This window comes from Streptomyces xanthochromogenes, from assembly GCF_014650455.1.
Taxonomy (GTDB): Bacteria; Actinomycetota; Actinomycetes; order Streptomycetales; family Streptomycetaceae; genus Streptomyces; species Streptomyces xanthochromogenes.
In genome coordinates this window covers 1-24,418 of record NZ_BMUZ01000025.1, presented here as the reverse complement: position 1 = coordinate 24,418, position 24,418 = coordinate 1, and the positions used below count along the sequence as shown (strand labels likewise).

Annotated in this window: 10 protein-coding genes; 6 read left to right on the top strand and 4 right to left on the bottom strand. The window is 69.9% G+C overall.

The features are described 5' to 3' along the window. Positions 1-59: 59 nt before the first annotated feature. The 3 genes from IE267_RS38265 to IE267_RS38255 all read left to right on the top strand — a co-directional run bounded on the left by IE267_RS38265 (position 60) and on the right by IE267_RS38255 (position 15,271). Positions 60-13,880, top strand: a complete 13,821-nt coding sequence (locus IE267_RS38265) for an SDR family NAD(P)-dependent oxidoreductase (protein WP_373304649.1) — start codon at positions 60-62, stop codon at positions 13,878-13,880. Between the two features lie 318 nt (positions 13,881-14,198). Next, on the top strand, positions 14,199-14,732 hold the full coding sequence (locus IE267_RS38260) for a flavin reductase family protein (protein WP_167151130.1): 534 nt from the start codon (positions 14,199-14,201) through the stop codon (positions 14,730-14,732). Positions 14,733-14,761: 29 nt separating this feature from the next. Further along, entirely contained in the window at positions 14,762-15,271 is a 510-nt protein-coding gene (locus tag IE267_RS38255) for a hypothetical protein (protein WP_189766439.1), read from the top strand. 153 nt (positions 15,272-15,424) lie between these two features. Here IE267_RS38255 and IE267_RS38250 read toward each other — a convergent pair whose 3' ends face one another. Then, positions 15,425-15,802 (bottom strand): MmcQ/YjbR family DNA-binding protein, encoded by a 378-nt coding sequence (locus IE267_RS38250; RefSeq protein WP_167151125.1) that lies wholly within the window; start codon positions 15,800-15,802, stop codon positions 15,425-15,427. 292 nt (positions 15,803-16,094) lie between these two features. Next, positions 16,095-16,484, bottom strand: coding sequence for a winged helix-turn-helix transcriptional regulator (locus IE267_RS38245; protein ID WP_161256058.1), 390 nt, complete (start codon positions 16,482-16,484; stop codon positions 16,095-16,097). A 452-nt stretch (positions 16,485-16,936) separates the two neighbouring features. Between IE267_RS38245 and IE267_RS38240 the strand changes: the two genes are divergently transcribed. Both IE267_RS38240 and IE267_RS38235 read left to right on the top strand, forming a co-directional pair. Continuing rightward, complete coding sequence (locus IE267_RS38240) at positions 16,937-17,818, top strand: NAD(P)-dependent oxidoreductase (RefSeq protein ID WP_189766438.1); 882 nt, start codon at positions 16,937-16,939, stop codon at positions 17,816-17,818. A gap of 397 nt (positions 17,819-18,215) precedes the next feature. After that, positions 18,216-19,391 (top strand): acyl-CoA dehydrogenase family protein, encoded by a 1,176-nt coding sequence (locus IE267_RS38235; protein WP_167151121.1) that lies wholly within the window; start codon positions 18,216-18,218, stop codon positions 19,389-19,391. 340 nt (positions 19,392-19,731) lie between these two features. Here IE267_RS38235 and IE267_RS38230 read toward each other — a convergent pair whose 3' ends face one another. Continuing rightward, positions 19,732-21,105, bottom strand: coding sequence for a flavin monoamine oxidase family protein (locus tag IE267_RS38230; RefSeq protein WP_229861661.1), 1,374 nt, complete (start codon positions 21,103-21,105; stop codon positions 19,732-19,734). A gap of 623 nt (positions 21,106-21,728) precedes the next feature. On the opposite strand from IE267_RS38230, the gene IE267_RS38225 reads away from it, so the two are divergent. Further along, complete coding sequence (locus IE267_RS38225; RefSeq protein WP_189766437.1) at positions 21,729-22,571, top strand: MerR family transcriptional regulator; 843 nt, start codon at positions 21,729-21,731, stop codon at positions 22,569-22,571. A 328-nt stretch (positions 22,572-22,899) separates the two neighbouring features. Here the strand turns inward: IE267_RS38225 and IE267_RS38220 are convergent, their stop codons facing one another. Further along, the gene (locus tag IE267_RS38220; RefSeq protein ID WP_189766436.1) at positions 22,900-23,745 is read right to left on the bottom strand and encodes a glycoside hydrolase domain-containing protein; all 846 of its coding nucleotides are present in this window, start codon (positions 23,743-23,745) and stop codon (positions 22,900-22,902) included. Positions 23,746-24,418 lie beyond the last annotated feature (673 nt).

The window sequence follows — 24,418 nt, the reverse complement described above, 5'->3', positions numbered from 1 at the left end:
CCGGCAGAAGAGCCCGGCCCCAGGAAATGCCAGATATGAAAGGGCAGTCGAAATTCATGATGAGTGACAATGCTCCGGTGGTTGTCGATGCGCACATCGACCGGGACGAGCCGGTCGCCGTCGTCGGTATGTCGTGCAGGCTTCCGGGATCGGACAGCCCCGCGGCCTTCTGGAAGCTCCTGACCGGTGGGACGAGCGCGATCGGGGACGTCCCCGCAGACCGGTGGGGAGCCCAGGAGCCGACCGCGGTCAGCCGGGGTGGGTTCCTCGACGGCGTGGGTGACTTCGACGCCTCCTTCTTCGCCGTCTCCCCGCGTGAGGCGACGGCCATGGACCCTCAGCAGCGGATCGTGCTGGAACTGGCGTGGGAGGCCCTTGAGGACGCGGGCATCGTCCCCGCGTCCCTGCGCGGCACCGACACCGCCGTGTTCGTGGGCACCCTGCGCGACGACTACTCCAACCTCGTCTACCAGCGCGGCACCGACGCACTGACCCAGCACACCATGACCGGTCTGAACAGAGGCGTCATCGCGAACCGGGTCTCGCACCACCTGGGGCTGCGCGGACCGAGCATGACGGTGGACGCCGCCCAGTCGTCCTCGCTCGTCGCGGTGCACCTGGCCTGCGAAAGCCTGCGCACCGGCGAGTCCGCCGCCGCCATCGCCGCCGGGGTCAACCTCAACCTCCTGGCGGAGAACACCGTCACCGAGGAGCGCTTCGGCGCGCTCTCGGCGGACGGAGTGACCTACACCTTCGACGCCCGGGCGAACGGCTTCGTGCCCGGAGAGGGCAGCGCGGTCGTCGTCCTCAAGCCGTTGCGGACCGCGGTCGATGACGGCGACCGGATCTACGGTGTCATCCGCGGCAGCGCGGTGAACAACGACGGGGCGACCGACGGTCTCACCGTGCCCAGCGAGGACGCACAGACCCAGGTGGTGCGTGCCGCCGGGGAGCGGGCCGGTGTGGACACCGGCGACGTGCAGTACGTGGAACTGCACGGCACGGGTACGCCGGTGGGCGATCCCATCGAGGCGCGTGCCCTGGGTGGCGCGCTCGGTGCCGGACGCGGCGACGAGGACCTGCTGCGGGTCGGGTCGGTGAAGACCAACATCGGGCACCTGGAAGGCGCCGCGGGCATCGCAGGCCTCCTCAAGGTGCTGCTGAGCGTCCACCACCGGCTGCTGCCGCCGAGCCTGAACTTCGAGACGCCCAACCCCGCCATCCCACTGCGGGAGTTGGGGCTCGCCGTGCAGCGCGAGCTGACCGAGTGGCCGCGGTCCGACCGCCCGCTGGTGGCAGGTGTGAGTTCCTTCGGCATGGGCGGCACCAACTGCCACGTCGTCATCACCGAGGGCCCCCCGACCGCGGCGGCCGCGACGACGCCCGAGGCGTCCGGCGCTCCCGCCGTGCTCCCGTGGGTGGTGTCGGGTACGAGCCCGGCGGCGCTGCGCGCCCAGGCCGACCGGCTGCTCTCATGGGCGGGAGACGAGGCGGGCCCCTCGCCGGTGGACGTGGGCTGGTCCCTGGCCACCACGCGCACCGCGTTCCGGCACCGCGCCGTCGTCCTCGCCCCCGACCGGCCCGGTCTCCTCAAGGCGATGGCGGCGCTGGCGTCCGGCCGCACCGCGCCGGGCGTCGTCACCGGCACCGCGGACCGTGCCCCGTTCGCGGTCCTGTTCACCGGCCAGGGCGCCCAGCGCGCCGGCATGGGCCGCGAACTGTACGAGACCTTCCCCGCCTACGCGGCGGCGTTCGACGAGGTGACCGCGGCGCTCGACCCGCACCTCGACCGACCGGTGGCCGAAACGGTGCGCGACGGCGAGGGCCTCGACGAGACGCTGAACGCCCAGCCCGCGCTGTTCGCCGTCGAGGTCGCCCTGTACCGGCTGCTGGAGTCCTGGGGTGTACGCCCGGACTTCCTGCTCGGGCACTCCATAGGTGAGGTCACCGCGGCCCACGTCGCAGGGGTCCTCGACCTGGCCGACGCGGCTTTCCTGGTGGCCACGCGCGCACGCCTGATGCAGTCGGCCCGCGCCGGCGGCACCATGGTCGCCGTCCAGGCCACCGAGGGCGAGGTCCTCGCGCTGCTCGCCGGCCACGGCGACCGGGTGTCCATCGCGGGCCTGAACGGGCCGCGGTCCACCGTCCTCTCGGGGGACCGCGACGCGGTCGACGCCGTGGCCGCTCAGTTGCGCGAGCAGGGACGCAAGACCACACGGCTCGCGGTCAGCCACGCCTTCCACTCCGGGCACATGGACGACATGCTGGACGACTTCCGCACCGCGATCGAGGGGTTGGCCTTCCACCCGCCGCGCATTCCGATCGTCTCCAACGTCACGGGAACACTGGCCACCACGGCGGAACTGACGTCTCCCGACTACTGGGCCCTGCACATCCGCCGCACCGTCCGCTTCCAGGACGGAGTGCGCTTCCTGGAAGCCCGGGGAGTCACCACCCTGCTCGAAGCCGGCCCCGACGGGGTGTTGACGGCGCTCGCCCGTGATTCCTTCGAGGACCCGGACCACGGCGAGGCTATCCCCCTGCTGCGACGCGACCGCTCCGAGCCGCTCAGCGCCCTCACCGCGCTCGCGACCCTGTCCGTCCGCGGCGGCGAGGTCGACTGGCCGGCCCTCTTCGACGGATCGGGCGCGCGCCGTGTCGACCTGCCCACCTACGCCTTCCAACGCAAGCGGTACTGGTTCGACGCCGCCGCGCGCCCCACGACGCCGAGCGAGCCCCGCGTGCACCACGCGGAGACACCGGCCGTCGACGAAGCGGCCCCCCTGGACCCGCACGGGGAACTCGGCGCCCGACTGGCCGGCCTCTCCGATCGTGAACGGCAGCACGCGGTAACCGAGTTGGTGACCGAGCACATCGCCGCGGTCCTTGAGTACGCGTCGGACGACCACATCGATCCGCGGACGCCCTTCAGGGAACTCGGCTTCACCTCGCTGATGACCACCGAGCTGCGCGCGGGGCTCGCGCGGACCACCGGACTTCGCCTGCCCACCGGACTCCTCTTCGACCACCCGACCCCGCAGGCACTGACCGCATTCATCGAGACCGAGCTGATGGGGGCCGGCGCCCCGGCCGCCCGATCCGGGTTCGCCCGGGCGGACGACGGCGAGCCGATCGCCATCATCTCCATGGCGTGCCGATTCCCCGGCGGTGTGGCATCGCCCGAGGATCTGTGGCGCCTGGTGTCCGAGGAACGCGACGCCGTGTCCTCGTTCCCCACGGCCCGCGGCTGGCCTGACGACCTGTACGACCCGGACTCCGACCGGCAGGGCGCAAGCACCGTTCGGCACGGTGGATTCCTGCATGACGCCGGCGAGTTCGACGCGGCGTTCTTCGGAATCTCGCCGCGCGAGGCGCTCGGCATGGACCCCCAGCAGCGGCTGCTCCTCGAAACCTCCTGGGAGGCCGTGGAGCGGGCCGGACTGCTGCCCGAGTCGCTGCGCGGCAGCCGTACCGGCGTGTTCGTCGGAGCCACCTCGCTGGAGTACGGGCCCCGGATGCAGGACGCACCGCAGGCCGTCCAGGGCAATGTGCTGACCGGCAGCACGACCAGCGTCATGTCGGGCCGGATCGCCTACCAACTCGGCCTCGTGGGCCCCGCGGTCACCGCCGACACCGCCTGCTCGTCCTCACTGGTGGCCCTGCACCTGGCCATGCGCTCGCTGCGCGCGGGCGAGACCGATCTCGCACTGGCCGGCGGCGCGGCCGTGATGTCGTCGCCCGGCATGTTCGTGGAGTTCTCGCGCCAGCGGGGGCTGGCCCCCGACGGCCGCTGCAAGTCGTTCGCCGAGTCCGCCGACGGAACCGGCTGGTCCGAAGGCGTCGGGCTGCTGCTCGTCGAGCGGCTGTCGGACGCGCGCCGCAACGGGCACCAGGTGCTCGCGGTCATTCGCGGCTCCGCCGTCAACCAGGACGGCGCCAGCAACGGCCTCACGGCACCCAGCGGCCTCGCCCAACAGCGGGTGATCCGCGAGGCGCTGGCCGACTCCCGGCTCACGCCGGCGGACGTCGACGCCGTGGAGGCGCACGGCACCGGCACCCGGCTCGGCGACCCCATCGAGGCCGAGGCCCTCATGGCCACCTACGGCAGCGGGCGCGAGGGCCGGGAGCCGGTGTACCTCGGGTCGCTCAAGTCCAACATCGGTCACGCCCAGGCGGCCGCCGGCGTCGGCGGCATCATCAAGATGGTCCAGGCGATGCGCCACGGCGTACTGCCCAGAACACTCCACGTCGAGCGCCCCACCCCCCACGTGGACTGGTCCGCCGGCGCCGTCGAACTCCTCACCGAGGCACGGGCGTGGCCCGGAGAGGGAAGCACGCGGCGCGCCGCGATCTCCTCGTTCGGGATCAGCGGAACCAACGCCCACGTAGTCATCGAGCACGACCCGGCCAAGGACGGGGCCGCGCTCCCGGCGCCCGAGGCCCCCGCCGCGGACCCTGCCGAAGCCACGACTGCGGCGCCTACCGCGCACCCGTCCGCGGCCGGCCCGGCAGCCGCCGCGGTCGTCCTCGGTGATGCCGCGCCCGAGGCGGCCGACGGGGGCCTCGATGTGCCCTGGATCCTTTCCGCCCGAGACGAGACGGCGCTGCGTGCCCAGGCCGGAAGGCTGCGCGCCCACCTCGGCGAGACGGCGGACGTCGCCTCCGTCGGCTGGTCGCTCGCGGCTACCAGGACCGCCTTCGAGGAACGGGCTGTCGTCCTCGGCGACACCGTCGAGGATCGTCTCGCCTCGCTCGAAGCGCTGGCCGACGGCCACGAGCAGACCCAGAACGTGATCAGGGGTACCGCCGCGGCGGGCCGCACCGCCTTCCTCTTCACCGGGCAGGGCGCCCAGCACCTCGGCATGGGCCGGGAACTGTACGGCTCACACCCCGTCTTCGCGACCGCCCTCGACGCCGTCTTCGACGCCTTCGACGGCCTGTTGGAACATCCACTGCGCGACGTCATGTTCGCGGGGCCCGACGACGACGCCGCCGAACTGCTGCACCGCACCAGCTACACGCAGCCCGCGCTGTTCGCCGTCGAGGTCGCCCTCTACCGGTTGTCGGCGCACCACGGCATGACCCCGGACCTCCTCGCCGGGCACTCGATCGGAGAACTCGCCGCCGCGCATGTGGCCGGTGTGTTCTCACTGAGGGACGCCGCGACCCTCGTCGCCGCCCGGGCCGGGCTGATGCAGTCGGCTCCGGCCGACGGCGCCATGGTCGCCCTACAGGGAACCGAGGAAGAGGTCCGGCATGCGCTGGCCGGGCTTGAGGAATCGGTGGGCATCGCCGCGGTCAACGGCCCGCGTTCCGTCATCGTCTCCGGCGATGAGTCCGTCGTCACCGGCATCGCCGCCGACTGGCGCGAGCGGGGGCGGAGAACCACCCGCCTCCAGGTGAGCCACGCCTTCCACTCGCCCCACATGGACGGCGTCCTGGCACGGTTCCGGGAGATCGCGGCCACGGTGCGGTTCCACCCGCCCACGATTCCCATCGTGTCGACCGTGACCGGCCGGACCGCCACCGCGGAGGAACTCACGTCGGCCGAATACTGGACGGGTCAGATCCGGGCCACCGTCCGCTTCCTGGACGCGGTCGAGGAGCTTCACCGTCAAGGCGCCACCGTCTTCGTCGAGGTCGGCCCCGACGGCGTCCTCACCGCCCTGACCCAGGGCGCCCTCGAAGACGTCACCGCCGTCGCGCTGATGCGTCACGGTCACCCCGAACGCCACACCGTCTCCCGGGCCCTCGCCCGCGCCCACACGGCCGGAGCGCCTCTGGACGGGGCCACGTTCTGCCCCGGCGCCACCCCGGTGGACCTCCCCACGTACGCCTTCCAACGAGAGCTGTACTGGCTGGCCCCGCAGCCACCGGCCGACGTGCGCAGCCTCGGACTCGACACCGCGGACCACCCGTTGCTCACCGCTGCGGTCGAGCTGGCGGGGCGTGAGGACGCCGTCCTGACCAGCCGCATCTCGCTGAACAGCCACCCCTGGCTCGTCGACCACGCCATTGCCGGGACGATGCTGCTGCCCGCCACCGCGTTCCTGGAGCTGGCGGTCGCCGCCGGCAGCCACCTCGGCGTGCCGTACGTCGACGATCTCACCCTTGAGGCACCGCTCACCCTCCCGGCGGGCGAAGCGGTACGGGTCCAGGTCGCCGTGGGAGCCCCGGACGGCACCGGAGGCCGCCCCTTCACCATCCACGCCGGCCCCGATGGCGAGACCGACCACACCCGCCGATGGACCCGCCACACCTCGGGCACCCTCACCTCGTCGGCCCCCGCGGCCGAACGCTCCGGGCAGTCCGTGCCGTGGCCGCCCGTCGGCGCGACAGCGGAACCGGTGGACGACCTGTACGCACGGCTGGCGGCCCTCGGCTACGCATACGGCCCGGCCTTCCAAGGGGTCGAGGCGATCTGGCGCGACGGCACCGATGTCTACGCCGAGGTGCGACTGCCCGCGGGCGCGGCGGAAACAGCCGCGCGCTTCGGACTGCACCCGGCCCTGCTCGACGCGGCTCTGCATCCGGTGGTCCTCGACGCCGGCGCGGCGGGCCCGGGGGACAGCATCCTGCTGCCGTTCGCCTGGTCCGGCGTATACCTGCACGCCGTCGGCGCCACCGCGCTGCGCGTTCGTATCCGTCCCACCGGCACCCACACGGTCAGCCTGAGCCTGGCGGACGGCACGGGCGCGCCCGTGGCCGATGTGGAATCCCTGACCCTGCGCCCCGTCGCACGGAACAAGCTGGTGGCCCCCACCTGGAAGGCGGCCGACGCGCTCTACCAGGTCAACTGGACGGCCGTCGGCGGGGCCCAACCGGATACCGGGCCCACCTGGGCCGAGGCCGGAGACGACCTGTCCGCCGTCGGCGCGGCCGATGTGATCGTCGTGAGGCACCACCGCCCGTCCGACGGCGACGCGCACGCGCCTGCCGTACGCGTGCTGGGGCTCGTTCAGGAGTTCCTCGCCGACGAACGGTTCGCCGACTGCCGCATGGTGGTGGTGACATCCGGTGCGATCGCGACCACGTCCGACGAGGACGTCACCGACCTCGCGGCCGCCCCGGTGTGGGGCCTGGTGCGGTCGGTGCAGTCCGAGCACCCGGACCGCCTGGTTCTGGTCGACCTCGACAGCGACGCGACAGGCGCCGCCTCCGCCGGTGACCACCGGCATCCGCTGACCGCCGCGATGGCCACGGGGGAGCCCCAAATCGCCGTTCGAAAAGGGGAGTTGAGGGCTCCCAGGCTCGCACGCGCCGTCCTCCCGGACGCGAACGACAGCCTGCCGGAACTCGATCGCGACGGCACCGTCCTCATCACCGGCGGCCTCGGGGGTCTCGGCGCGCTCCTGGCCAGGCACCTGGTCACCGAACACGGCGTCCGGCACCTGCTGTTGACCAGCAGGCGCGGTGTTGAAGCGCCGGGAGCCCGGGAACTGGCCGCCGAGCTGACGGAGGCGGGTGCCACCGTCCGGATCGAGGCGGCCGACGTCTCGGTCGCCGCGGAGGTGTCCGCGCTGCTCGCCACCGTGGACACGGCCCATCCCCTGACCGCAGTGATGCACACCGCCGGTGTCCTCGACGACGCCACCACACTGTCGCTGACACCCGAACGCCTGGCCACCGTGATGCGGCCGAAGGCGGACGCCGCTCGCCACCTCCACGATCTCACCCGCACCCTCGACCTACGGGCGTTCGTGCTCTTCTCCTCGGTCTCCGGGCTCATCGGCACCGCGGGACAGGCGAACTACGCGGCCGCCAACACCTATCTGGACGCGCTCGCCCAGCACCGCCGTGCCCACGGCCTGCCCGCCACCTCCCTCGCCTGGGGTCTGTGGGACGGCACCCAGGGGATGGGCAGCACCCTCGGCGCGGCCGCCCTGGCACGCTGGGAACGGGCCGGCATGCCGCCCCTCACTCCGGCCCAGGGTCTTGCCCTCTTCGATCAGGCGCTGTCCACGGACGCCGCCCTGCTGGTCCCGGTGCCGCTCGAACCGTCCCGGATCGCCGACGAGCCGCACCCGATCCTGCGCGACCTCGTCCCCACCCGCATCCGCCGGGTCGCGAAGCGCGGGGCGGAGGGCGCCCGCGCATCGGACTGGACGCGGCACATCGCCGCCCTGCCCGAGGCGCAGCGCAAGGAAGCGGTGCTCGATCTCGTACGCGGCCACGTCGCCGCCGTACTCGGCCACGCCACGGCCTCCTCCATCACGCCGGACCGGTCGTTCAGCGACATCGGATTCGACTCGATGAGCGGTGTCGCGCTGCGCAACCAGCTCCAACAGGCCACCGGACTGCGGCTGCCCAGCACGCTGGTGTTCGACCACCCGGCGCCGGCCGCGGTGGCCGAGTACCTGCTGGGCCGGACAGCGGAAGAAGCGGGCGAACGCAAGACGCCGCAGGTCGTGGCGCGGCGAGGCAGGACGGGCACCGACGAACCCATCGCCATCGTGGGCATGGCGTGCCGCTATCCCGGCGGCGTGGCATCGCCCGCCGATCTGTGGCGGCTGGTCGCCGACGGTGTGGACGCCGTCAGCGAGTTCCCCTCGAACCGGGGCTGGGACCTCGAAGGGCTCTACGACCCCGACCCGGAGAACGCCGGCACGAGTTACACGCGGCACGGCGGATTCCTCCACGACGCCGGCCTCTTCGACTCCGCGTTCTTCGGCATGGCCCCACGGGAGGCGACCGCCGTCGACCCGCAGCAGCGGCTCCTGCTGGAGACCGCCTGGGAGACCTTCGAGAGCGCGGGCATCGACCCCGCCACGCTCCGCGGCAGCGCCACCGCCGTCTTCGCGGGAGCCATGTACGACGACTATCCGGCCCACATCGCGGCCGCACCCGGCGAATTCGAGGGATTCCTGCTCGCCGGGAACCTGTCCAGCGTCCTGTCCGGCCGGGTGGCCTACACCTACGGCCTCGAAGGGCCCGCCGTCACGGTCGACACCGCGTGCTCGTCCTCGCTCGTGGCCCTGCACCTCGCGGTGAACGCGCTGCGCACCGGGGAATGCGACCTCGCCCTGGCAGGCGGCGTGACGGTCATGTCGCAGCCGACGACGTTCGTGGAGTTCTCACGGCAGCGCGGCCTGTCGTCCGACGGGCGTTGCAAGGCGTTCGCCGAGTCGGCCGACGGCACCGGCTGGTCCGAAGGTGTCGGCCTGCTCCTCGTCGAACGGCTCTCGGACGCCAGGCGCAACGGCCACGACGTCCTCGCGGTGGTCCGCGGCACCGCCATCAACCAGGACGGCGCGAGCAACGGTCTCACCGCGCCCAACGGCCCTTCGCAGGAACGGGTCATCCGCCAGGCGCTCGCGAACGCCGGGCTGAACGCGGCCGACGTGGACGCGGTCGAGGCGCACGGCACCGGTACGACACTGGGCGACCCGATCGAGGCCCAGGCGCTCCTGAACACCTACGGCCAGGAACGCCCCGATGACGGCGCTCCGTTGTGGCTCGGTTCCCTCAAGTCGAACATCGGCCACTCCCAGGCGGCAGCCGGCGTGGGCGGCATCATCAAGATGATCCAGGCCATGGACCACGGCGTCCTGCCGAGGACCCTCCATGTCGACGAGCCCTCCCGGCACGTCGACTGGGATGCCGGGGCGATCTCGCTGCTGACCGAGCCCCAGCAGTGGCTCACCGCCGACCGGCCCCGCCGCGCGGGCATCTCCTCCTTCGGGATCAGCGGGACCAACGCGCACGTCATCATCGAGGAGTCCGGGACCACCGCTTCACGGCCGACCGATCCGCCGGCCGTCTCCGCACCGGCTGCCAGCGCCTGGATCGTGTCGGCCCGCACGGAGGACGCCCTGTCCGCCCAGGCCGCGCGGCTGCAGGCGCACATCGGCGAGAACCCCGATCTCACGCCCGCCGACATCGGCTACTCACTGGCCGTGGGGCGAGCCGTTCTGAATCACAGCGCGGCCGTCGTCGGCGACGCCGACGCACTCCGCGACGGGCTCGATGCCCTGGCCCGCGGCGGCTCGGCGCCGTCCATCCAGCGTGGGCACCGCGACGGAACGGGCAAGACCGCCTTCCTGTTCACCGGACAGGGCAGCCAGCGCGTCGGCATGGGGCGTGAACTGTACGAGTCCGCGCCCGCGTTCGCCCGCGCGCTGGACGACGTGTGCAAGCACCTCGACCCCGCTCTGCCCCGGCCCCTCAAGGACGTGCTCTTCGCCGCGGCGGGATCGGCGGAAGCCGCCCTGCTCGACCGGACGGTCTTCACCCAGGCCGCGCTGTTCGCCGTCGAGGTCGCGCTGTACCGCTGGTTCGAGCACCACGGTGTGACGCCGGACCTCGTCATGGGGCACTCCATCGGCGAGGTCGCCGCGGCCCACGTCGCCGGAGTCCTCGACCTGGTCGATGCCTGTCACCTGGTCGCAGAACGGGGCCGTCTGATGGAGGCCGCGCCCGAGGGCGGCGCCATGGCCGCGATCGAGGCCGGCGAGGAAGAGGTGCGCGACGCGCTCGCCGCGCTGGGCGAGGACGGCGACCGGGTCGCCGTCGCGGCGGTCAACGGCCCGCGCGCCGTAGTGATCTCCGGAGACGCCCTCGTCGTCGAACGGCTCACCGACGCCTGGCGGGCCGAGGGAGTACGTGCCAAGCGACTCGGCGTCAGCCACGCCTTCCATTCCCCGCACATGGACACGGTGCTGGAGGAGTTCCGTGCGGCCGTGGCACGACTGACGCTGCGCGCCCCGAGCATTCCCGTCGTGTCCAACCTCACCGGCAGGCCGGCCACCGACGAGGAGCTCACCTCCCCGGACTACTGGGCCCGGCACATCCGTCAGGCGGTCCGGTTCCACGACGGATTGCGGTACCTGGAAGAGCACGGCACGACAGAGTTCGTGGAGCTGGGACCCGACGGTGTGCTCACCGCCATGGTGCAGCAGTCCCTTCAGGGGCAGGCCGCAACGGCGGCCCCCGCGCTGCGCCGCAACAGGCCCGAGGCCGAGACCGCTCTGGGTGTCCTCGCATCGCTGCACATGCGCGGCACCGGCCCGGACTGGGCAAAGGTGTTCCCCGGCGCCCGACGCGTACCGCTGCCCACCTACGCCTTCCAGCAGCAGCGCTACTGGCTCGATACACCGCTGCCGACGGCCGACGCCGACGGGCTCGGTCTGAACGCGTTGCACCACCCGTTGCTGGGCGCGGCCGTCGGCATCGCGGCTCGGGACGAGTTCCTCTTCACGGGGCGCCTGTCCCTGCGCACCCACGCCTGGCTGGCGGACCACGCCGTGGCAGGAACGGTCCTGTTGCCCGCGACCGGGCTGCTGGAGATGGTGGCCCGGGCCGGCGAGCAGCTCGGCACCGAGCGGATCGATGAACTGACCCTGGCCGCGCCCCTGGTGCTGCCCGAGAGGGGAGACGTACAGATACAGGTGGCCGTGGGCGCGTCCGACGGCGGGCGGCGCACGGTCGAGGTCCACTCGCGCACCGGCGACGGCGAGTGGGTGAGCAATGCCCATGGAACCCTGGCCTCCGACGAGATGGGCACCGCGACGGATGTCGGCACCGGTCTGGCTGCGTGGCCGCCCACGGACGCGGTCGAAGTCGACCTGGCGGGCGCCTACGAGCGTCTGGCGGAGCAGGACTACGCCTACGGGCCCGCGTTCCAGGGGCTGCGCCGGGTGTGGCACGGCGACGGCGTGGTCTTCGCCGAGGTCGTGCTGCCCGAGGAGCCGGGCGCCGACGCGGGCCGGTTCCTCCTGCACCCCGCCCTGCTGGACGCCGCACTGCATCCGCTGCTGCCGGGGGTGACGTCCGAGACCGGGACGGCGCGCCTTCCGTTCTCCTGGTCGGGCGTGCGGTTGCACGCGATGGGTGCGTCGGCGCTACGGGTCCGGTTGACGCTTTCGGACCCCTCGGCGGAGACCCTGGACGTGTCGCTCCTGGTGACCGACGCCGCGGGGGTGCCGGTGGCGTCGGTGGAATCGCTGGCGCTGCGTCCGTTGTCGCGGGACGCCGTGCGGGGTGCCGCCCAATCGGGCCAGAGCGGTCTGTTCCCGGTCGAGTGGGCCGAGGTGACAGTCCCGGCCGAGCCCGTGGACATGTCGAGTTGGGCGGCTCTCTCGGTCGCTCCCGTCGCTTCCGTACCGTCGTACCCCGGCTTGGACGGTGTCGCTCGAAGCGGCGCGGACACGGTGCTCTGGTCGCTGATGTCGCAGGGCGCTGGTGGTGAGCTCAACGGCGCCGGTGTCGCAGGGCTGGCCCGGGTGGAGTTGTGCCGGGTCCTGGGCCGGGTGCAGGAGTTCCTGGCGGACGAGCGGCTCGCGCACGCCCGGCTGGTCGTGGTGACGCGGGGGGCCGTCGCGACGACGGCGGACGAGGACGTTCCCGACCTGGTGCACGCCGGTGTGTGGGGCCTGCTGCGCGTGGCGCAGACCGAGAACCCGGGACGCGTCGTCCTGGTCGACCTCGACCAGGACGGCGAGACCCACCTGCCTGCCGTGCTCGGACTGGCCGAGCCTCAAGTCGCCGTGCGCGACGGCAAGTTGCTGGTTCCGCGCCTGGGGCGGGTGCGGCAGGCCGTGGATGCCGAAGCCCCCCGCTGGGACCAGGGCACGGTCTTGATCACGGGTGCGACGGGCGTCCTGGGTGGCGTACTGGCACGCCATCTCGTGGTGGAGCACGGCGCCAGGAGTCTGCTGTTGCTGAGCCGGCGCGGAGGCGACGCGCCGGGGGCGGCCGAGTTGGAGCGGGAGTTGACCGGCCTCGGGGCCCAGGTGGACTTCGCGGCCTGCGACGTGACCGACCGGGAGGCGTTGGCCCGGGTGCTGGCCGGGTCCCAGGTGCGTGCGGTCGTGCACACCGCGGGCGTCCTGGACGACGCCGTGTTCGGCGAACTGACGCCGGACCGGCTGGACGCGGTGGCCCAGCCGAAGATCGACGCGGCATGGAACCTGCACGAACTGACGCGAAGTCAGCCCCTGACCGCGTTCGTGATGTATTCGTCGATCGCCGGACTCATCGGCAACGCGGGGCAGGCGAACTATGCGGCCGGCAACACCTTCCTCGACGCGCTGGCCCATCATCGCCGTGCGCTGGGCCTGCCGGGTACCTCTCTGGCGTGGGGCCTGTGGTCGCAATCGAGCACGATCAGTGGGCAGTTGAACGAGACGGACCTGCGGCGACTGGCCCGGCTGGGGCTCGTCGCACTGCCGGCGGACAGAGGGATGGAGCTGTTCGACCGGTCCTTGGTCACCGGACAGCCCGTGCTGGCCGCGACGTATCTCGACACCGGAGTGCTGCGTCGCCAGGGTGACCAGGTGCTCCCGATCCTCCGGGGTCTGGTCCCGGCGGCCACCCGGCGCCGGACAGCGGGTTCCGCCACGGGCACGGACGGCGGCGCGGGATGGGGCCGGCAGATGGTCGCGCTGCCCCCGGCCGAGCGCGAGAAGGCGGTGGTGGACATGGTGCGCGCCCAGGTGGCCGGGGTGCTGGGCCACTCCGGTTCGAACGCGGTCGAAGCGGACCGGCCGTTCCAGGAAGCGGGCTTCGACTCGCTGACCGCGGTCGAGCTCCGCAACCAGCTCAACTCCATCACCGGTCTGCGACTGCCCACGACCCTCGTCTTCGACTATCCCAATCCCACGGCCGTCGCCCACCACCTGCTGGAACGGCTGGTGGACGAGCAGGGGCCGGTGGCCGAACCGGTGCTGGCCGAGCTGGACCGGGTGCTGCCCACGATCCGGTCGATCATCGGGCACGAGGAGTCGAGGGCGCTGGTGGCGACGAAGTTGCGTGAACTGCTGTTGCTGACCGATCCGGCCGGCGACTCCGGCCTCGGCATCGCCGGCGGAACCGTGGCGGACACGGACCTGGAAACGGCGAGCGACGAGGAGCTGTTCGCGCTCCTTGACGACCGGGAGTGAGAGCCGGACGGTAATTCCACATCAACCCGGTTCTAAATGACCCGGGATGACGTTCCCTTTGGCCGGTGGCCCTGCCACCGGCCAAAGGCATAGGCCTTGCCGTTTTGATGCGGGAGCTGCGCCCGGCGACATCGGTGCCGACCCGGAGTGCGCCGTCCCGGTCCGCGGCGAGACGGTGGGCCTGTTTCCCGCCCGGCGCCTGTGGGCTTCACGCGGGAACGGACCTATGAGTGGCCCTGACCTGCACTGATTGCTCTGGGCAGGAGAAGTTACTCCGTGATGAGTGGCTGAAGAATCCAGAAGCCTATATTGCTTTCCATGAGTTCTGTATCCACGCAAGAAGCCGCAGATTCGATCTCCATGACCCCCGCCACGTTACGCGAGGCGATGTCCCGCTTCGCGACCGGAGTCATCGTCCTGAGCGTGGGTGGTGAGCACATCCACGGAATGACGGCCAACGCTTTCAGTTCGGTGTCCCTGGACCCGCCGAAGGTTTTGTGCTGTGTTTCCCACAGTGCCGTCATGCATAAGTCGGTCCTGTCTGCGGGCCGCTTCGGAATCTCCGTACTGGGGGCCGAACAGGAAGCACTGGCACGTCACTTCGCCGACAAGAAGAGGCCGCTCGGCCCCGAACAGTTCAGCGGACTCGACTGGCGGCCCGGAGCGATCACCGGCGCCCCGCTGCTGCACGGCGCACTGGCCTGGCTCGAATGCGAGCTGTCGGAGCACCACGACGCCAACGACCACTCGATATTCCTCGGCGAAGTGGTCAACTCCGGTGTCTCCGCCGACAGGGCGGGGCTGCTCTTCTTCAACGGTGTCTTCCAGCAGGTCCATCCCGTCAGCAGCTGACGGCGAGAGTTCCGGGTGAGGAGAACGGCATGACCACGGACACCGACACTCCGTCGGAACACATCCTCTGGGAATCGATCGTCGGGCCCAGGTTCGTCGAAGCGCTCAACGACGGTCTGGCGAGGGCGAGATCCCTGCGCACGTTGCCACCCTCGGAGCCGACACGAAGCGCCCAGGAATTGCCCGACCCGTTCGTGGCCAGGGTGATGGCGTCGTTTGGGACGGCCCTTCCAGCCGTGCTGGCTCCCGAGGAGAAGCGGGATGTGACGCTGAGATCCGCCCTGTTGCGTCGAGGCCGCCGGATGCTCATGGACTCGCTGACACCGGGTGGCCCGACCGCGCCACTGCTGGTTCGAGGACGAACGGACGAGCTGTCCTCCCGACACGAGACGCTGGTCCGCACGCTGCTCATGGAGTGTGCGGCACTCGTCGTGCTGGAGGGCGGCGGATTCCAGGGCGGCGGCTCACGTCCCGCCGACCTGATTCGCGCGCTGGGCAGAACGGCGCGGGCAGACGAGGAGCCGGCGGTGGGCGGATAGGGCGTCCGCGTCAAATGGCCCTCCCTCTTGAGGGACGGGCGAGGGTGGGACCCCGGCCCCCGCATGTGGCCACGGTCCCGCATGTGGCCCTGGCCCCGCATGTGTTCTCGGGCCCCGGCCGCGACCGGTGCCCGAGGGCCCGGTGCCCGGGCCTCAAGCGGAAACGGCATCCTGGCCGGGGCCGAGTTCCGGGTGGGCTTCGAGCAGTGGCTCGGGGGCGGCTTGGCGCCAGGAGTCCTCCAGGACGTCGCGGAGCTCGTCCAGCCCTTCCAGTGCGGCAAGGCGTACGCGTACCCAGTTCGACCCTGCCTCGTGGGCGGGCACCCAGAACTTCTCCGGTTCGGCCGCGATCAGTTCGGCCCGCTCATGGCGGGGGCAGCGCACGGCGAACGAGGTCTGCTCATCGGGAACGGTGATGAACATCTTCCCGGACACCCGGAAGGTGGGCATGCTCCAGGCCTCCTTCTCCACGGTCTCGGGAAGGGAGAGGGCAATGCGCCGAACGTCCTGCGCGGTGGGTGTAGGGGTCATGAGCACCACGATAATGAACATCCGGTGCTCGGCACACGCAGGGTGATCACTTCACGTCGAGGCACCAAGGGGCCGCGGAGCGGGCCCAGTTGCGTGTGGTTCGGGCAGTGTTGGCGGGCAGTCGAGAGAGCCCGTTCGAGCCGGGTTCGCCGGCCCGACCACTTCGGCTCTCGACACGACTCCCGGCCCGGGCACCGTCGTGCGGGCCAGGCCTTCTGCGCCTGTTGGTGTCGGCGCTCATCACGTCATGGGCGGGACAGCAGGGTGTCCGGCCCTTGTGTCCGCGACGGGGTCAGGCGCTCCGCGCGGCCCACGGCGACGGGCTCGGGTCGTCGACGACCGTGAGATGCCCGGCCGTCTGCTCATCGAGTGCCTCCATGCGACGCTCACCCCAGTGGGCCAGTGGCAACAGAGCCCGATGCAGCGCGGTGCCCGCTTCGGTGAGCCCGTACTCCACCTTGGGGGGTACGTGGGCGTAGACCTTCCGGTAGACGATCTCGTCGGCCTCCAGTTCGCGAAGGCGCTGGATCAGCATCTTCTCGCTGATCCCGGTCAGCGACTGGCGTAACTGGCCGAATCGGCGGGGCTGGTCCTTGAGCTCCCACAGAATCAGGGCTTTCCATTTGCCCCCGACGATGTCCATGGCTGCGTCCAGCCCGCAGATGTAGGGCCCTCTCGGCATCTTCGACTCCCTGGGTGGTGCGCGATCATCGCGTGGCTGAGCGATCGTTTTCCGGACCGGTCGTGGAGAGCCGAACTGCGCCCGACCACGCGGCTGGTGACGGGCACGACGTTACGGCATACGCGTGAGTGGGCACTCCCCGCTTCGGCAACTGTGCTGCCACTACGGCCACTTGACCCCGTTGCCCGGTGACCGGATTCCTTCGGTCGCGGTCTCCCCGCCGGGCGACGCACGGGCAGCGCTGCGAGCGGGATTACTTACCAATTGGTAACTGGTTACTGAAAAGTTCGTACTTGTCAATAAGTATCTGGCCGTAGAGCCTGTTGGTGGGCCTCTGCGGGACTCCGTCGCAGAACGGTGTCGACGGTCTCCGTGGATGCGCAGGGCCGATGCGGGAACGGCGCACCAAACAGGTGCGTTGCCCGGTTTCTCTCTAGAAATGGAATTTTTTGATGGCGGTTGCAAATCACACCCCGGTCACGGTCGTTGGTCTCGGTCTCATGGGCCAGGCGCTGGCCGGAGCCTTCCTCAAGGCAGGCCACGCCACCACTGTGTGGAACCGGTCGAGTGACAAGGCCGCCGGTCTGGTCGGTGAGGGAGCCACTCTCGCTCCCTCGCTCAAGGAGGCGATCGAGGCGAGCCCTCTGATCGTGCTGTGTGTGACGGATTACGACGTCGTGCGGTCGCTCCTGGACTCGGTGTCCGGCGACCTCGCCGGCAAGACCCTTGTCAACCTCACCTCCGGCCACTCCGAGGGCGCTCGTGAGACCGCCGAGTGGGTTCTCGAGCACGACGCCCAGTACCTGGACGGCGCGATCATGGCGATCCCGCCGGTGATCGGTACCGAGCACGCGACCCTGCTCTACGGCGGCTCGAAGGAGGCGTACGACGCACACGAGTCGGCGCTGAAGGCGCTCGGCGGCGCCACCCACCTGGGCACCGACTACCAGCTGGCTTCGCTGTACGACGTGGCGCTGCTCGGCATCATGTGGGGTGTGCTGAACAGCTTCCTGCACGGTGCGGCCCTGGTGGGCACGGCCGGTGTGGACGCCTCCACGTTCGCCCCGTTCGCCAACAACTGGATCGGAGCGGTCACCAACTTCGTCAGCGCCTATGCGGGCCAGATCGACCAGGGTGACTTCACCGCCCACGACGCCACCATCGACACCCACCTTGCGACGATGATCCACCTCATTCACGAGAGCAAGGCCAAGGGCATCAGCTCCGAACTGCCTGAGTTCGTCAAGGCCGTTACCGACCGTGCGGTGGCCGCCGGTGAAGGCAAGTCGAGTTACGCCGCGATGTTCGAACAGTTCAAGAACGCGGCGAAGTAGACGGCAGGCCCTCGCTCTTCCCTGAGGGACCATGGCGAAGGTGTCGGCCCCGGAGGAGATGAATCTCCGGGGCCGACACCTTTGCACGTCCCGCATCGATGCCCAGGCGAAGCGCGGAACGCGCGCAACCTTCGGTAGGACGCGCGGTGCGCACGGCCCGACACCCGCGGTCGGCCTTTCCCGTTACACGCGGAGTCGCGCGGAAAACACCTGCGGATTTCAATAAGTAATCGCCTTGCGTGCTCGTGAATTGGGCAGGTAACTGCCAGGTCATTTCTTTCTGGGTAAAGCCTCGGTTACCGGTCCGTGGGTAGCCGAACAAGGAAACTCCCCTTTCCCCTGCTAGCGTCATCGCAGGTTCGCCAGGGAAATAATGAAGACTTGTCGAGGAGGCCTAATGACCGAGGTCGGGCTTGAGACCACGTCCGTGCTGAGCGCAGTGAAGGAGATCGCTCCCACACTGCGGCTGAACGGCTTGGAGAGCGAGGAGCGCGGCTGGATACTGGACGAGAACGTCGATCTCCTGGAGAAGGCCGACGTCTTCCGGATCGCGGTCCCTCGCCGGTTCGGCGGACTCGACCTCCCCGTTGCCGACCAGGTCGACATCATCGCCGAGATCGGGCGCGGCTGTGGTTCGACCGGGTGGGTCGCCTGTGCCTGGGTGTCCAGCACCTGGATCGCGACCCAGTACCCGGACAAGGCGCAGGAGGAGATCTTCGCCACCGGCTCGGTACGGATCTCCGGCGGCTTCACACCCACCGGCACCGCCGTCGAGGTGGACGGCGGTTATGTGCTCAGCGGTAGCTGGCGCTTCAACACGGGCATTCGGGGCGCGGACTGGAACATCTACGCGGCGATGCTGCCGTCCGAGGACGGCGAGCACCGCGAGGTGTTCGCCATGGTCCCGGCGTCGGACGTCGAGATCGCCGACGACTGGGATGTCACGTCCGCCGCCGGCACGGGCAGCTTCACCACGACAGTGAAGGACCTCTTCGTCCCGGCCCACCGCGTCGTGGACGGGATCGAGGTGCTCGAAGGCCTCGTCGAGCGCTCCAACTCCGGTGCCAACGGCAGGAATTACGGCCTCACCGCCTATGTGCTGGCCCTGTCGGTCCCGGTGTTCGTGGGGCTGGCCCGCGCCGCGCTCGAACTCACGGTGGAGCGGGTGCCGGGCAAGGCCGTCGCGTACACACACTGGAGCGACCAGAGCCGGCACCCGTACACCCAGACCCAGATCGGCCTCGCTGCGAACAAGATCGCTGCGGCTGAGGCGCTCACCACCGCTTGGGTGACGCGCATGCAGCGGGCGGCCGACGACGGTGTGCAGCTCCCGCTGGCGGAAAAGGCCGCGATGCGCGGCCAGATGGCCTATGCCGTGCAGGTGACCAAGGAGGCCGTGGACACGCTGCACGCCATCAGCAGCGCCTCCGTCATCGCGCGGTCCTCTGCCTTCCAGCGCGCCTACCGCGACATTCAGGGCCTCTACCTGCACGGCCTGATGAACCCGCTCAGCGGCTTCGAAGTGCACGGACGCGTGCTGCTCGGTCTTGAGCCGGACAACGACTACCTGTAAGCGACGCCCTGCCCCGCGCACGCCCCGTCCGGCCCTCGAAGAACACGGGGGTCGGACGGGGCGTGTGCCGTACCGCGGGCAGGTCGCGACACGGCGGTTGGGACAACGCCCCCGGCGCGGACACGACGTGTCGCCGCGTCGGGGGCGTTGACGCGTCCCGTCATGCATACCGGCCCGTCATGCGTGCCGGCGGCCGCGGCCACACGCACAGCGGCGCGGACCCGTCACGGGTCCGCGCCATTTCTGACTTCCGCCGGCGTCACCGGGGCCCGAACACGGCCGCGGCAGCAGCGGCGGCGGCATGGTTCGGAGACGACTCGTGCCAGGAGAAGTGTCCCCGTCAGATCTGCAGCAGGACATCCTTGGCTGCCCGGGCACCCGACTCGATCGCGCCGTCGATGTAACCGCTCCAGCCGTTGGCGATGTCACCGCTGGCGAACGCGAGCCGCCCCTTCGGCGCCTGGACGTCGGGGTACAGACCGGTCAACTGGCCGGGCTTCCTGAACGCCCACCCCCCGCGGGAGAACTCGTCACTTCCCCAGCGCTGTGCCTTGATGTCGAAGATCTGCATGTCGGCACCGAGCTGCTTGACGGCGTTGGCGACCTGGACCTTGTCGTCGGGGTTGAACGTGGGGTTGGTGCTGAAGGCGATGTACAGGTTTCCCTGCGGAGTCGGCTTGTCGGGCAGCAGCATGGAGATCGGTGAACCGTTTTCGGCACCCTGGGCGTAGAAACGGCCCTGCGGGCTGCTCGCGTGGATCCACAGCTTGGTCCCGGTCTTGACGCCGATGCCCTGACTCGTCGCAGCGGTTTGGGCAGCCGGGAGCGCCGGGCTGAATTTGATCGTCTGCCACACGTTGACGGGTACGGCGACGACGAGAGCCGGCGCGTCGAAGCTCGCTCCCGCGCGCGTCGTGACGTGGTAACCCGTTTTGGTCTGTGCCACCTGTGACACCGGCGAGTTCAGCCGGACAGTCGGCTTGGTTTCGTTCAGCATGGCGTTCAGGAGGCCGACGGTCCCGGTGGTCATGCGGTACTTCGTCGTCTCGTTCCAGCCGTCGTTGTTCCAGCCGGAGAGGGCCCACCACTGGGCCAGCATCGTCAGCGCGCCACTGGCGCTGGAACCACCCGAGTACACGGAGGTCTGGCCGTTCACCATCAGTTCCTGCGCGGGGGTCAGCTTCATCTGGTTGAGCCGGTCCCGCAAGGAGAGCTTGTCCAGGTCCTTGAGCAGGTCCGCCCGGTACAGAGGCTCGAAGGGGCGCTCGAAGTACTGCTTGGACCCTTCAAAAATCCGCTCGTACGAATTCCCCAGCAGCCCGAACCCCTCGGTGGGAGAGAACTGGGCCGGCCCGCTCGGCGTGGGAAAGAAGGTGCGTTCCGGGTCCTGGTCCGCGACCAGAGCGATGCCGTACCGCTTGAGTTCCGCGGCGACGTGCGGCTGGGTGGACTCGACCCAGGTGCCGCCCATCTCGATCTGGTGCCCGGCGAGGGTTGTGGTCCAGGTGCGCCCGCCGATGCGGTCGCGGGCTTCCAGGATCAGCACACGCAGACCCTTGAGGCGAAGGTCCCGTGCTGCGGTGATACCAGCGTATCCGGCGCCGATGACGATGGCGTCGTAGCTGAGAGTCTCGTCCGCCACCGCTTCGGCCGGCGCGAAAACTTCGGGCACCACGGTCGTGAAGGCCGTGGCGGCGGTAATTCCCGCGCCCACCCGGAGGATCGATCGACGAGATATCCCTCTGGCTGCACCAGAATTCGATATAGCGCTTGACACTGGTTTCCTTCTGTCCCTCGTAGGTGAAACATCCCAGACCGCGAGCAACCCGTTCGACTTTGCGGTGCATTCACGGCTTGAGGCGCGCTTGAGTAAGCAGCTCTTCCCGCAGACTGTAAGCGGCTGAATCCCGACCACGTTCATAGGGCGGTAATCAGCCACTCATCTCACGACACGCGGCCGCGCGCCCCGACGGGCAACGCGTCGGGCTGCGCCACGGGGCGACGCAACCAGCGGATGGCGACGACCTGTTACGGAACCGGCCGGAGCGGCCAATTCCGCCACACCGCCCGTGCCTGCCCTGCCCGAAAGCGCACAGGCGCAGGCAGCAACCGGCCCCTGCGGCTGCTGCCGCCCGCAGAAGAACAGACTCCGGTTCTGGCGTACTTCAAGCCAAGATGCTGCGCGGCGCGGGGGAGTGGTGCGTGGACGGGTTTGTGTCGTACGTGATGAGGCGGACATCGATCTCAGCAGGGCTCGGGTACTGGGACGGTGTTGTTGCACCTGCCGTAGCGGCATGTGGTGTGGTCGAGACACCACAGCACGAAAGGCTCTGTCCGATGTATCCCTCCGTCACGCCTCCCCGCCAGGTCAAGATCGGTGATGCGGCCGCATTCGCCGGGACCACCCCACGTGCCATCCGTCACTACCACGCGATCGGCCTGCTGCCGGAGCCGGAGCGAGGCGGAGACGGCCGACGCCGTTACGGCTACGACGACATGATCCGCCTGCTGTGGATCCGCAAGATGGCAGAGGTCGGGATCAGCCTGGACGATATGCGGGCCACCTTCGCCGAGGCCCGGGACATCGAGGAGATCCTGAGCAGGCTGGAGGAAGCCCTGGCGGCGCGGGAAGCCGAAATCAAACGTCAGCGAGCGGCTGTTCACCGCTTGCAGGCAGTGGGCAGCCCTCTGGGGTTGCTCGCCGAACTGGTCACCGACCGGCTCAGCCACCTGCCCCCGGGTGCCTTGCGCCGCTCCGACCTGGACGCCCTGCTGGTCACGGAACGGATCTTCGGCCCGCTGGGCGCCGCCGTCCAAGCCAGCGTGTTCATCGTGCTGGCCACGCACCCCGACCTGAGGGCGGAGGACGACCGTCTCGATGCCGCCGAGGCCGCTCTCGACCACGGCACCGATCCCCACGACCCACGCGTCGAAGAACTCGCCGTTCAGCGATACGCCCAACAAACGGCCCTGGAGCGGGCCATCACGGCTGCTGGACTGGATGCGGCCGAGGAGAAGCTCTTCGAGATTTACGACGCCGACCTGAAAGGAGAAGAAGACCCACAGATGAGCGCCTTCGGAGCGATCACCAAAATGCCCTACGACTTCTCTCCGGCCCGGATGCGTTGCATAGAACTCACGGCGCAACTCCTCGCCGACGCCCACTCCGCAGACGACTGATCGCCTGTGCCTGGCACCGGTGCGGCGGATAGCAGTGGCCGGCAACGATGAGGCCGACAGCCGGTCGCGTCCATCCGCATACGACTGGTCGCATCGGACGTCGCGTTCGGGCTGTACGGAGAGCACTTTCGGCTCGAATGAAGCCACAGCTCAAACACCGCGTCAGCGGTCCGTCTCCGTCAATGCTTCCGGGCCCGGTGACACCACCTCCGAATCATCATCAACAGGAGGGTGAAGTCATACCGGACCCGAAGGCCAGAGGCTTCATGGCGGAGCGACTCACAAACGGAGGCGGTACAAGTGCAGCCGCCCCCGCTCTGTGGCTGGGTCAGCCGGTGATGGCGACCGGGGCGTCCCACGCGTCGCGGTCGACGGTGATGGTGTAACCGCCGCGGGTTTCCTTGCTGTTGACCATGAACTGGTGGCCGCGGCTGTGGTCGGTGTAGAGCTTGCTCGCCCAGGGCCAGTCGCTGGTTGTCGTGTTGGCGTTGTCCCACTTCGCGTACCAGAGGTTGCCCGGCAGGTCGGTGCGGTTGGCGGCGGTGGCGACGGCGTGGGCGCTGGTGGTGCTGAAGCCGTAGTAGCCGGCGCGGTATGTCTTGGCGCGCAGGGTTTTGGTGAAGGCGCGGACGTAGGCGAGGACCGCGTTGTTGCACGACGTGTTCTTGATGTCGTACGGCTCCATGTCCAGGTAGATCGCGCTGCCCTGCTTCATGCCGAGCGCGGCGGCCTTGGCCACCGCGTCCGCACCGTCGGAGGCACCGAGCGAGGAGGCATTGGCGACGGTCATCTTCTCGGGGCTCTTGCCGGTCTGGCAGGCCGGCTGAGCACCCACGTAGAGGGGGATCAGTTTCCAGCCCTGGGCGGTGACCGTCTTCACCCAGGACGCGGTCAGGTTCGGCTGGGAACAACCACGGTTCTTCCCTCCGACGTAGACGGCGGCCGCCCCGTAGGGACCGGGCTTCCACGCCTTCATCGCAGCGGCGGAAGGAGCCGCGCAGGTGTCGAAGGCGAGACCGGTGAACGTCTTCTGTGCCGGCCATGCCGGTGCGGCAGATGCGCTCTGCGCGATCAGGCCACCCGTCGCGGCGACGGCCACACCGGCCACGCCCCAGCCGATGTAGCGGTTTCTCTTCGAGAGACGGTGCGCAGGCTTGCGCGACTTGTCGGACATAACGGTCCCCACCCCTTGTACGGTCTGCTGCTGTCAATGTGTGCGGCTACCGCCGCAGTTGCTGAGCGACGTGTGCATTGATCCCCCGTCGCACACCGCCCCCAGATGAACCGAAGGATACCCAGAACTTTCGATTCCCTTGGGGGATCCGTGATCTTGACCGGCGCGAGTGTCGGTCGAGTCCTCGCGAGGCTCTCCCGCCCACGTGGTCCCGCTGCCCTTTCGCCGGGGTGCCCACTGCGGCTGTCACCCGCGCTGCCAGGTTCTTGACAGTGTGGGGCCGTAGTCGTGGGCGGCCGTCGACAGCACCGCCACCACGGACGCGCCCCGCCGTACCGTGATCAGCGTCGAGCCGCACTCCCGGGCCGAGTCGTGGCTGTGAAGGTGTACGCCTCGTCGCCGAGCCTGGGGGCGCTTGCAGCGGGAAGCGGCGGTGGAATTCGGCGATGGCCCGGGCGACGACGAGGAGATCCTCACCGAGGATTGATCGCATCCAGTGACCTGATGCGAACAGGCCCGTCAGCGTGACGCGTTCGGGGTGTTCAGCGGTTTCCAGCCATGGGGACTTTTTGTGCGGTTCGGCGGTGGGTGCCTTGACGTGGTCTAGGCGCTGTTTCTCGGATCTCCTGACGTGAGTGGGGTGTTGGGGTCAGGCTTGCGGTATGGGTCGTGG